Raw genomic sequence first — 12341 nt, forward strand, 5'->3', positions numbered from 1 at the left:
AGGCTAGAAGTGTGACTTTAGCTTTAAAAATGCTTCAGGTAAATTATTTGAAAGCCTATCAATAACTTTTATCATCAATTGCTTTTGATTTTTTGTAGGTAAAGTGTCTTGTATAGGCGCTTTTATTTCTTCTAATAAGCGCGAAGAATTTATTTTATCTTCCATATATCTTGAAAGCGAAATACTCCAAGAGATGTTAGGTACATAATTATTTTGTTTCTGTCGTTCACTCTCTTTTTCAATGAGATTAAATTTTGAAGATAACTTTAAAACATCATCGTATTTTTCTAATATAATTAAGACATTGAAATAAGACGTAAAAAAATGATGCCAACGATGGTTTAAGACTTCATTCTTATATTTTTTTAAAAAAGTTTTGGCAGTAGATTCAGCAAGATCATTTTTCTGAAGCTCAGACAGCACACGAATCTGATAAGAGCAATACCCAATCTTTTGATGATAATTATGCGTTTCTTTATATAAATCCTGGTGTTTTTCTAAGAGTAAAAATGCTTCTTTAGGTTTATGATTTCGTAATAAAATGGCGACTAAATTATTCAAATACATTAAAGCGTCATTATTATTTTGTCTTATGGATAAATAGCCATAAAACTCAGCTTTGTCAAACTCATTTTGCTTAGAATGTAACAAAACTCTACTCGCATAATAATTAGATAATATGCGTCTAGAGTACATTTCGCCTTGATTGAAATAATAGTCAATTTGATCAAAAATGACTTTCAATTTGTCATTTTCATTATAATTAGTGTACATGAAAGCGAGCAAAACAAAAGCTTGATATCTGTTTTTTCCATCAATGTTTTTGTTGTTAAAAACTTCAAGTAACCAAGTTTCTAGATGTTTGGTCTCGTTATTGTTGGTTGTATATTGATTGGTGATCTCTGTAGTTGCTGAGTATAATTGATCTTTAACAGTTACCGCTTCATCATAATGTGTTTTATAGGTTTCTATAAAATCTGCCACTGTATTATGATCCTTATAGCGCATTCTCACTAAGAGATACGACTTATATTCTTTGGCAAGTTCGTATAAATTCTGAAAATTATATTCTATGCTTTTATAGGCTGAAATGTAATGTAGAAATTCTTTTTCTTCGTTTGAAGCTATCGCATCTGTAAGGATTTTTTTATTCAAAGACATGATCCAAGCAATAGTCGTATCAACATCAATGCTAGCTAGTTTCTTTTCAGTCCAATCTTTTATATAGGAGTATTTTCGCTTATCAATGTTGTCATCAAAATCTAAAGGTTTGTTTTGAGACAAAGCATTGGTAATAACGTGTGAAATTATGCTACGTTTTTCTGAGTCTGTAAATTGATATCTTTTTTCAAGATATTTAGCTTCATTAGGTAAAATGGTTTTACTAAACGCTGTGAATTTTTTAAGCTTCGTTTTCATTTCTCATTTACAAATTGCAGAATGAGTTTATTAACCTCTGTAGGTTTTTCATATTGTACAAAGTGACCAGCATCTTTTATATAATCTACCTGTACAGATTTGATATGTTCTAAAGCAATTTTGCTAACATCTTCAATTGTCAAGGTTGGATTAAAATACCGATTAGGAATCAGCGCATCCTTATCTCCAAACAACACTAGAGTGGGTTGGGAGATGTTTTCTAAATCTTTTAAAACAGGCTCATCTAACATGCCAGAAATACTATTAACAATCGCTTGGCAATGTGCATCAAAATCTGAAGCTTCCTTTATTAATTTTCGATCTTTTACCATTTTAGAAACGTCTTCTGGTTGTTCATGGAAATTGAGTGCGTAATTTTTTTCAATTTGAGCATCAGGTGTGTTTTTAACCGTTTCTGGTGTGAAATACGATTTCATAAACGTAGCATTAGCATCTGTGAATTGTTCTAAACCAGCAGGTGCTACTAAAATTAATTTTTCAATAGCATCAGGATATGTAGTTGCTAATTTAATACTTGCTTGTCCACCCATGGAATGACCAATTAGAATGATGTTTTTAAGCTCTAGTTTTTCTATAAATTTATGTAAGATTTCAGCAAAATAACTAGGTGTATAATCTGCTTTTGGTTTAGAGGATTTTCCATAACCAGGTAAATCTATCGCAATGCATGTATAATTTTTACTTAGGGTTGCAATGTTTTTTGCCCAAGCATCAGAATTACTACTTAATCCGTGAACAAATAAAAGCGTTTTATTATCCTTACCTTCTTTTATATAACTTATATCTAAACTATCTACCGTAGTTGTATGGGTTTTGAAATTATATTCTGAAAGTATGTCTTTCATGAGCTTTTTTGAGTTTTGAGAAAATAAAGTAGTATTAAATAGTAGTATTAAAAGTAAAGTGCCAAATCGTTTCATTGTTGAGATTTAATTTCATTAAAATATTTAAAAAGTTTTTTTCTAGACACTTTACCTAAACTAGTTAACGGAATTTCATCTAAAATAAAGATGTATTTAGGATGCTTAAAAGCAACTAAGTTTTTGGTGAGTTCTTCCCGGATTTCTATTACCGAAAGGTCATCGTTTGCTAAGGATACAAATGCTATGCCACATTCTCCCCATTTTTCATCTTTTACGCTTAAAACAACAGCTTTTTTTATGTCTTTTATCAATTCCAATTGTACCTCAATTTCTTGTGGGTAAATATTTTCTCCACCAGAAATATACATGTCGTTTTTACGACCTTTCATATACAAAAAACCTTCATCATCACTACAAGCAAAATCGCCTGTGAATAACCAGCCTTTCTTAATTTTGTTGCTTGTTTTAACCGAGTTGTTCCAATAGCCTGGTGTTACAATGTCTCCTTTGATGCAAAGTTCTCCAACTTCATTTGGTTTAACGGTTTCTCCTTTTTTATTCACGATTTTTAGATCTAAATAAAAGTTGGGTTTTCCAATAGAATTTGGTTTTAAAACTGCCATTTTATGATGTAAAGATGTAATGCTTGGGCCAGCTTCTGTTAGTCCATAACCTGGTCTTATGTAGATGTTCTTTTCTGTTTTCCAAAAAGAAACAAGTTCTGACGGTACTTTTTCACCTCCAGAAATGATATAGCGTAATTTTTTAAGGTTAACATCTTTAAAAACAGGTGTTTTCTGCATCATTAATAACATGGTAGGCAAAGCCATGAATAATGTTGTTTTATTAAGATCTAAAAGACATAATATTTTTTCTGCATCAAATTTTTCGAGCATTCCAATATGAGCACCTTTGTGTAATAATGGAGTGACAAAAACATTCCATCCAGAAGTGTGATAAGGCGGTAAGGTGTTTATGGTAGAATCCCTAAACGTAATACCCAATTGCATAGAAGTGTTTAAACTGTTCCAAAATAGCATTTTGTTGGTGTATATAACACCTTTTGGAGAGCCAGTTGTACCAGACGTATAAAAAATAAATAATGGATTATCTTCTTTAATCTGAAATGTTTTGATGGTAGAATCGCTCGTGATTTGATAATAATCTGATAACTCTTCAAAAGTTAACACTTTTAAATTCTGAATCGGTAATTGTTCTGCTTTGTCTTTATGGTTGGCATTATAGATAAATAAACTCGGAGTACAATCGTTAACAAGTTTAGATATTTCGTTAACAGATTGACGATAGTTTAATGGTACAATTACTAATCCCATGCGCTGGCAAGCTACAAAAAGTACCATGTATTCTAAACCATGATCTGCTAAAACAGCAATTCGGTTACCTTCTTCGAGATTAAGTTCTGTGAATTTATGGATTAAGCGATTGGCATAAGTGTTTAACTCACTATACGTATAACTTTTGTTTACGTCATACGATGTTATAGCAATTTTTTCTGGCGTATAATCTGCCCATTTAGCTGTCCAATCTAGTCTGTCCACTTTCTATTTTTTTTGAATCTATTTTAAAAATGATATAACCAACAACAAGAGATGTTATAATCCCAATAGCTGCCGAAACCCCTGGATTATTTACAGGTTCTTGCATGTAAGGTGTTAGTCTTCCGTAGTAAATACCAAAATGCACTACAATTGCAGTAATACTAGCAATAAAAACCGATCTTGTAGATACATTCTTTAAAAACGTACCAAACAAAACAGGAACAAAAGCAGCTGCGAAGTACGCATAGACACCGTTTTGAGCAAAAATAGCCACACTCACATCTGGATTCTTAATTTGTTGCCAACTTAGTAAAAAGCTGACAATACCCAAAATGATAATCACCACTTTGTTTATAGTTATGGTTTTTTCAGTAAATTTATCTTTAAATAATGGATTAATAATATCTGTAGTAATGGTTATAGATAACGATTGAATTAAACTCTCTAAAGTAGATAGTCCTGCAGAAATTAAACCAACAACAATCACCAAACCAACACCTACCGAAAATTTAGTAACCACATAAGTTGGTATAATTTCATCCATTCTTAATTTTTTGTCACCTACCATTAAATCTGGAAAGCTTATTCGTGCATACAAACCAACAATGACCACTAAAAAGAAAACGACCATAAAAGCAATACCACTAAATAAATAGGTGTTGATTTTACTAGAATCTTTTAATAATAATGATTTTGTTATAATATGTGGCTGACAAACAATAGCAACTCCAATAACAATTTGAGCTACAATGATTTCAAAATAATCACGAAATAGAAAACTAGATGTATTTGTTGGTTCTGTTAGATTTGGATCGATAGCATTTAATTTGTCAAAGAAACCAGTAACACCATCTGCAAAATAGTCATATCCAGAACCAATTAAAATAATAGCAACAATAAGCATTATAATCGCTTGAATTGTATTAGTATAAACCATTGAATTAGCTCCACCAAACATCATATAACCAAAGACAAATGCTGTAATTCCCATGAGAACATAAAATGGTTCTGCATTAAGTGATTTAGAAATGACTTGTGTCAATCCAACATTAATTAGAACAATAAATGTAATTAGTAAAAGGGCAATAATACCAAAGAAAAATGCATAGCTTTTACTTTTATAACGTTTACCAATCCATTGTGCCATGGTTGTGGCTTTAACTGCATTCCCTTGTTTAACAAAGCCTTTAGTGAAAACGATCAATGAAATAAACGCAGCAATTGGTAATACGATAGCGAAAGAGATTACTCCAGAAATCCCGTAGAGCGCAATAAATCCTGGATTAATTATAAAGGTAGCAGCACTAGTCATTGATGCTGCCAATGACAAACCAACAACCCAAGAAGGGAATCCAATATTGCCAACTGCATAATCTTTTATGCTTGTATTTTTACGAGCGCCTCTAACGACGAAAAATAAGATTACCGCAGCATAAACTGCTAATAAAATCCACATGTAGGTTACCAATTTATCTGATGCTATCATTTCAATTTTTATCTTTAAAAACAAATAACAAACTTTAAATAATCATAGGTTTTATTATTTGTATTTTTAAAGGTGCGACTTTTTTATGTTTATATCATAATAATTTATTTTAATCCAATATGTATATATAGTTGTTGGGTGTGACTTTTATGTGTTTATTAGATATTTAGAAGTTATCAAAAACTAATTTTAGAATTTCATAATGTTAAGATACTTCAAATGTTATCACGAAGAACATTACTTTTTTCATACATTTATCAATGATATTAATAGGTTTATAAAGATGTTGAAAAAGGTGAATTTACAGGGTTTTGGAACAGTTCATATAAATTAATCTTTTACTTACTTTTTAAATATTACAAACAAGTTGTTAAAGTTTTTAATACTGAAAATTAACCCAATGAATACAACAGAACAAGCCTTAAAAGAGCGTATAAAAGAATTGACATGTCTTTACGAGGTGTCTTCAATTATAGTAAATGCAGATGTTGATTATATAGAAAAAACACTTAAGGCAATAGCGATCAGTTTAAAAAAGGCATTTCAATTTGAAGCTGAAACCGAAATTCTAATTAATACTGAAACTTTAAATATTTCAACACATGCAATAGAAAAAGATACGGTTTTTATTTCTTCGGAAATAAGCCTCTTCAACAAGACGAAAGGCAAAATAGAAGCACATTTAAAAGCATCAAAATATAGTAAAAATGATTTTCTAAAAGAAGAGCAGTTATTATTGAATAGTATCGCACTAAAAGTCGGGAGCTTGTTAGAGCGTATTGAAATTGAGAATAGCGAAACGTCATTAAAGCGTCAAATGGAACGCGCAGATCGTTTAGGTATATTAGGAGAAATAACTGCAGGAATTGCCCATGAACTTAACACGCCTTTAGCTAATATTTTAGGCTTTGCCGAATTGCTAAAAGATGATTTAATAAGCAATACTAAGTCCTCTGATGATGTAGATAAAATAATTAAAAATGCTATTTTTTCAAGAGAAGTCGTTAAAAAATTGATGTTTTTTGCTTGTGAAATGCCACAGGAAATGAAGCACGTCAATATTGTTCCTGTTATTAAAAATGCTATTCATTTACTAGATGCGACCTTTAGAAAAGAGCAAGTGAAATACATAGTTAAAATTGATGAAGAAGAATTGTGGTTAAGAGCAGATCCAATTCAATTGACACAAATTATTTTCAATTTATTGATTAATGCCATTTATTTCTCTCCAATAAATGGTTTGGTAACTATTGAAGCTCAACAAACTGAAAAGGAAATTATCCTAAAAATTTCTGATGAAGGGAAAGGGTTTCAAACAGAAGATTTAGATAAAATATTTCAACCGTTTTTCACAACCAAACCCATTGGTGATGGTTCTGGATTAGGATTAAGTGTTGTTCATGGAATTGTAGCTTCACATAAAGGCAAAATTTCCGCAGAAAATAATAAAAATAAAGGTGCTATTTTTACAGTAATACTTCCTAAAGAATAAATGAAGATATGCAATTACGCAAAGAAAATATACTTATAGTTGATGATGATGTAAACATTTTAGAATTGTTACAACGTCATTTGCAATCCTGGAATTATCATGTTTTTAAGGCTATTTCTGTAAAAGAAGCAGTTGCTATTTTAAGAGACACAAAGATAGATTTATTAATTACCGATTTAAAAATGCCAGACTTAGATGGTTCTGAGCTCATAAAATTTGTGTCTGAACATTACCCAAAATTGCCAAAATTGGTAGTTACTGGTTATCCATCTGTCCAAGATTCGTTAGTAGCCATTAAATCTGGTGTGGTAGATTATTTGACAAAACCATTTACAAAAGACGAGCTAAAATCTGCACTGGATAAATCTATAATGACTTTGGAAGAAAAAGCGCCATCGTTATCAAAAACTTCCGAAGAAAAAAATAAAGCTTACGGAGAAATTATTGGTAATTCAGAAAAGATAAACGATGTCATTCAGGTCATTGAACGTGTAAAAAATAATAAAGCGACCATTTTTATCAAAGGTGAAAGTGGTACAGGAAAAGAGTTGGTTGCCAGAGCAATTCATTATCAAGGCAAGTTTTCTAGAGCGCCATTTATCGCTGTAAATTGTGGTGCAATCCCTGAAAATTTATTGGAAGCTGAGTTGTTTGGTTACATTAAAGGTGCGTTTACAGGAGCAGAAACCAATAGAGAAGGGTTTTTTCAAGCTGCAAATGGAGGTACTATTTTTTTAGATGAAATTGGAAACGCTTCACTAGCTGTTCAATCTCGTTTATTGCGAGTGTTGCAAGAAAAGGAAGTGGTTAAAGTTGGAGCTACAAAAGCAGAGAAAATTGATGTTAGAATTATTGCTGCTACCAATAGTGATTTGAAAGATATGATTGTGAAAAATACCTTTAGAGAGGATTTGTTTTATAGATTGACAGTTGTTGAAATTGAAGTGGCACCATTACGAGAACGAAAAGAAGATATTACTTTACTAGTTGACAAGTTTTTATTCAAATATGGAATAGAGTATAAGGATAGATTTATAAAAATCACACCAGAAGCACTTGCTATTTTAGAACGTTATGATTGGCCAGGGAATATTAGGGAACTAGAAAATATCATTCAACGCACAGTCATTATGTGCGATAAAATAATAGATGTTACACATTTACCAGAACATTTAAAATACAGTTTAAGTTTTTCTTCGGAAACGTTACAACCTTTGAAAGTCATCGAAAAGCAGTATATTGAAAAAGTGCTTCGAGCAACCGGAAATAATAAAACTAAAGCTGCTGAAATTCTTCAAATAGATAGAAAAACCATTCGTCAAAAACTTTCAGAATGACGCTTTTTAACTGATACTTTTTTACCCAACTGGGTGATTTTGTCTCAGTTTAATGTTTTTTAAAATTTGCTAATTAATACTTAAAACCCTTTATCTATAAGGGTTTTTGTGGTTTGTGTCCTTTATTATAAATGTTTTGGCATAAGCATTGCTTTTTGGTATGCAATAACATTAATAAGTTTTAATATGAATCACTTTAATATTTGTCCGAGTTGCATACATAGCAATTCTTGCGTATTAACAGCTCAAAAAGATAAAGTTTGGTCTTGTAGTGAGTTTGATGAAATTAAACCAAGTCAAACTAATATGAATAATGTACAGCAACCAGAGCGTGTACTAGAATTAGTATAATATTTAACAATAAAGATTATGATTTTTAACGCATTAATATCAGCAATGACGACTCGAAATTCAGTAGGAAAAAAATCGAATAATAGAGTTTGTAGAGATAAATACATCACAGATAAATACAACGAAAGATCAATAACAAATAGATATTTCAAATAGAAAATATTAAAAACAATAGTATGGCAACATTAACAGCAGATTTGAAAAAAACAACTAAAAAAGTACCTGTAAGAGGTATGATGGATAACGTTATGGAGCAGTTTAATAGTGCTGCAGATCATATTAATTTACATCCAAACATTAGAAAAATTTTAAGCATTACCAATAACGAAATCATCGTGAATTTTCCTGTAAAAATGGATAATGGTGAAGTCGAAATTTTTCAAGGTTACCGTGTACAACACAACAATGCATTAGGACCTTATAAAGGTGGTTTACGTTATCATCCAACAGTAGATATTGATGCTGCAAGAGCATTAGCTATGTGGATGACATGGAAAACGTCGTTAGCAGGTTTGCCTTATGGTGGAGGAAAAGGAGGAATTAAAATAGATCCTTCTAAGTATTCTCAATCTGAATTAGAACGAATTACAAGACGTTTCACATTTGCTTTAGCAGATAATATTGGACCAGAACACGACATTCCTGCTCCAGATGTGAATACAAGCAGTCAAACTATGGCTTGGATTGCAGATACTTATATGAGTACACGTCCGCCGGCAGAACGTACAGCAAACCAGCATGTCGTAACAGGGAAACCAGATGGAAGTGGAGGTTTAGAAGGTCGTGATAGAGCTACAGGTTATGGTGTGTATTTATCAATTAAATTTTGGGCAGAAAAAAATGAAATGAACCTTAAAGGAAAAACATTTATTGTTCAAGGTTTTGGTAATGTTGGCTATTGGGCTGCACATTTTTTAGAAAAAGATGGCGCAAAATTAGTTGGTGTACAAGATGCTTTTGGTAGTATTCAAAACCCAAAAGGAATTACAGTAGAGGATCTTTTTAATTATACTAAAATAAACGACGGTAGCATAGTAGATTTTCCAAATGCTAAGACTTTAGATAAAAATAAATTTTTCACTTTAAACTGTGATATCTGTATTCCTGCAGCATTAGGAAACCAGATTACTAAAGAAAATGCGCCAAAAATTAAAGCAAAGCTTATTGCTGAAGGTGCAAATGGACCTACAAATGTTGAAGGAGAGAAAATTCTTTTAGAAAGAGGTGTGACTATTATACCAGATATTTTATGCAATTCTGGAGGCGTTGTTGGTAGTTATTTTGAATGGTTACAAAACCGAAATGGAGAGATTTGGCAATTGGATGAAGTGATGGCTAAACTAGATAAAAAGATGAAAGAATCTTTTAACAAAGTTTACGATTATGCTAATAATGAAGGTGTAGATATGCGTACTGCTGCATTTTGTATTGCCATTCAACGTATTGAAAAAGCCTACATACAGAGAGGGATTTTTCCTTGATAATTTAAAGAATAAAAGACATGAAGTACGGCAGTTTAATATTAGAGAAAAAGGAATATGTGTATTTAAAACGAATACTCAATATTTCGGGATATGCAGAGGATCATGAGATTCAAAAATCACTTATAAAACTATCAGAAGAACTTAAAACCGCTCACATAGTAGATAATGAAAATATGCCTAATGATGTTATAAGGTTTAATAGCCTGGTTACCATTGTATTTGAAAATGGCATAGAAAAAAAAGTACAACTGGTAATTCCTATTGATAAAAACTCGAAAGAGAATAAAATCTCTGTACTTACACCAATGGGAGCTGCCTTGATAGGTTATGCTAAAGATGATAATATTGATTGGGATTTTCCAGGCGGAAAACATTTAATAAAAATTACAGATGTAAGTCGACAGGAAACTTTAAGTGGGATTGATTTAGTAATTTAAAAACGTAAAGCGACGACAACTTTTAATACCGAAATACATGATCATGATAATGATTTGGATGTAACTCATAAAATCAACACAATTGAACTTGATAACTGGATCAATCATTTAGAATATATTAGAAAAGAACTAGTTAACCTTATCAATTTGTGTAGTGGCGATTTAAATAAAAAACTGGACAATGATAGTGTGTTTGTTCGATTTCAGAAGAAAAAAATAGAAAATGAGAATTTATTTAATGCGCTTACAAAATATGCTGCTTCACGAACTAATATAAGTGAGTGTGAGGATACGCAATGTGACATGGTTTATATTACAGAGCATGAGTCATATCGTAGAAGTTATTTGTATCATTTAGATAAATACCGAAGACTTAAGGATGAGTTTTTCGATAAAGTTCAAGGAAAGTTCACGCTTTTAAATTTAATAGGTAGTTAATCTAAATTATTTGAATACAATTTCAGCATCTAAAATAGATGTACATAGGAGATTATGTATACAAAAAGACTTGAGTGAATTGAGCTCTTGGATACATACTTTAGAGTGTTTTAATATAGAATTAGATCATCATAAGATTATCGAAAAACAGCTCATAAAAAACACATCTGTTTCAAGTAATATTCAAGCTTTACGTAGAAAAAACATCTTAAACATGGCAAGTTTATGTAAATACGAGCAAGAACTTAAAAAAGAATATGAATACGGAAAAGTCGAGTATGATGCAGTAAGGTCAAAATTACATAATCAAAAACGTGAAAACTATTTGAAATTTATAGAGGAGTGTAACATGGTTAAGAATCAATTCTATGTTTTACTTCACAAATATCACAGTAAATAATAATTAGAAAAAAAGATAACCTTATGATCAGAGGAAATTACGCAAAACCGTGATTGGTTAGTAATCAATAAAGGTTTTTGTTGGTTTTGTGTATTAACAACCGTGAAAGTGATTGCTTTCACGGTTATCCTTAAAGAAATAATATTTAAAATTGATTTAAGATGAAGACAATATTAATACCCACAGATTTTTCTGCAACTAGTTATCAAACTATAGATTATGTAATTGAGCTCTTTAAAAATGATCATTGTGAATTTTATTTTCTCAATGCATATACTTTTGATGTTGCTGGTTTAAACGCCATAGAAATGCTTCAAGCAGATGATGATTGGTTTGATGAACCCAAACAAGAATCTATAAATAAATTAGGGGAATTAGTAGAGCGACATACTTTAAAATCTAATAATTTAAAGCATGAGTTTAATGCTGTTTCAGAATGTTTAAAATTAGTTGATAGCATAAAAAATAACATTGATAAATTAAATATTGACTTAGTCATTCTCTCTAGTAGTGGAGAAAAAACGATGACTATTACTAATCAAAGTATATTAGCCAAAATAAGATCTTGCCCTATTTTAATAGTGCCACCTCAAGCTTCTGTTTGTAAAGGATTGCAACTTACTATAGCATCAAATTTCAAACAAAAAATTAATACCAGTGATATTGATAGGTTTTGTGAGTTGTTAACTAATACGAATTTTAAAATAGAAATCTTAGTATTAGAAAATCAAAACTCATTGTCTAATGAGGTTGCTTCTAATTTAGAAATATTAATTATTCATTTAAAAAAATATATAATAACACCAATTGAATTGCAATATGCAAGTTCGCCACAGGAGCTTAAAAATTATGCTCAATCTCATCAAGAAACGGTCATGTGTGTGATTGATAAGAAGCCAGATTTATTCAGGAAAATTGGATTGTTTAAGTCTAAAGTTATTTCTACCATGGAGCAGTTACGCACAAATACAGTGTTAACTATTCATCAATAAATTCTAGACTTATGAGTAATAGAAAATTTTATGTGTTAGCGATTATGGTTGGATTAATTGTA

12 protein-coding genes are annotated in these 12341 nt (G+C 30.9%); 8 read left to right on the forward strand and 4 right to left on the reverse strand.

Annotated elements, in window-relative coordinates; genetic code table 11:
• Positions 1 to 3 precede the first annotated feature (3 nt).
• The 4 genes from IM744_RS08895 to IM744_RS08910 form a co-directional block, all read right to left on the reverse strand.
• Entirely contained in the window at positions 4 to 1419 is a 1416-nt protein-coding gene (locus IM744_RS08895; protein ID WP_194507774.1) for a hypothetical protein, read from the reverse strand.
• Positions 1416 to 2285, reverse strand: coding sequence for an alpha/beta fold hydrolase (locus IM744_RS08900; RefSeq protein WP_194507775.1), 870 nt, complete (start codon positions 2283 to 2285; stop codon positions 1416 to 1418). The genes IM744_RS08895 and IM744_RS08900 overlap by 4 nt, the downstream gene beginning before the upstream one ends.
• 71 nt (positions 2286 to 2356) lie before the next feature.
• Positions 2357 to 3862, reverse strand: coding sequence for a class I adenylate-forming enzyme family protein (locus IM744_RS08905; protein WP_194507776.1), 1506 nt, complete (start codon positions 3860 to 3862; stop codon positions 2357 to 2359).
• Entirely contained in the window at positions 3837 to 5348 is a 1512-nt protein-coding gene (locus IM744_RS08910; protein WP_194507777.1) for a sodium/pantothenate symporter, read from the reverse strand. The genes IM744_RS08905 and IM744_RS08910 overlap by 26 nt, the downstream gene beginning before the upstream one ends.
• A gap of 400 nt (positions 5349 to 5748) precedes the next feature.
• Between IM744_RS08910 and IM744_RS08915 the strand changes: the two genes are divergently transcribed.
• The 8 genes from IM744_RS08915 (at position 5749) to IM744_RS08950 (ending at position 12279) form a co-directional block, all read left to right on the forward strand.
• Positions 5749 to 6840, forward strand: a complete 1092-nt coding sequence (locus IM744_RS08915) for a sensor histidine kinase (RefSeq protein WP_194507778.1) — start codon at positions 5749 to 5751, stop codon at positions 6838 to 6840.
• Between the two features lie 8 nt (positions 6841 to 6848).
• Positions 6849 to 8177 (forward strand): sigma-54-dependent transcriptional regulator, encoded by a 1329-nt coding sequence (locus IM744_RS08920; RefSeq protein WP_194507779.1) that lies wholly within the window; start codon positions 6849 to 6851, stop codon positions 8175 to 8177.
• 186 nt (positions 8178 to 8363) lie between these two features.
• On the forward strand, positions 8364 to 8528 hold the full coding sequence (locus IM744_RS08925; RefSeq protein ID WP_194507780.1) for a hypothetical protein: 165 nt from the start codon (positions 8364 to 8366) through the stop codon (positions 8526 to 8528).
• Positions 8529 to 8704: 176 nt separating this feature from the next.
• The gene (locus IM744_RS08930) at positions 8705 to 10009 is read left to right on the forward strand and encodes a Glu/Leu/Phe/Val family dehydrogenase (RefSeq protein ID WP_194507781.1); all 1305 of its coding nucleotides are present in this window, start codon (positions 8705 to 8707) and stop codon (positions 10007 to 10009) included.
• 20 nt (positions 10010 to 10029) lie between these two features.
• Positions 10030 to 10449: a GreA/GreB family elongation factor gene (locus IM744_RS08935; protein ID WP_194507782.1), complete on the forward strand. Its 420-nt coding sequence runs from the start codon at positions 10030 to 10032 to the stop codon at positions 10447 to 10449.
• 54 nt (positions 10450 to 10503) lie between these two features.
• A complete protein-coding gene (locus IM744_RS08940; RefSeq protein ID WP_206694478.1) occupies positions 10504 to 10887 on the forward strand; it encodes a hypothetical protein in 384 nt (127 codons plus the stop codon).
• A gap of 10 nt (positions 10888 to 10897) precedes the next feature.
• Positions 10898 to 11287: a hypothetical protein gene (locus IM744_RS08945; protein ID WP_194507783.1), complete on the forward strand. Its 390-nt coding sequence runs from the start codon at positions 10898 to 10900 to the stop codon at positions 11285 to 11287.
• Between the two features lie 161 nt (positions 11288 to 11448).
• Positions 11449 to 12279 (forward strand): universal stress protein, encoded by an 831-nt coding sequence (locus IM744_RS08950; protein ID WP_194507784.1) that lies wholly within the window; start codon positions 11449 to 11451, stop codon positions 12277 to 12279.
• The last annotated feature ends 62 nt before the right edge of the window (positions 12280 to 12341 follow it).

Origin of the sequence: Psychroserpens luteus (assembly GCF_015319355.1) — a bacterium.
Taxonomy (GTDB): domain Bacteria; phylum Bacteroidota; class Bacteroidia; order Flavobacteriales; family Flavobacteriaceae; genus Psychroserpens; species Psychroserpens luteus.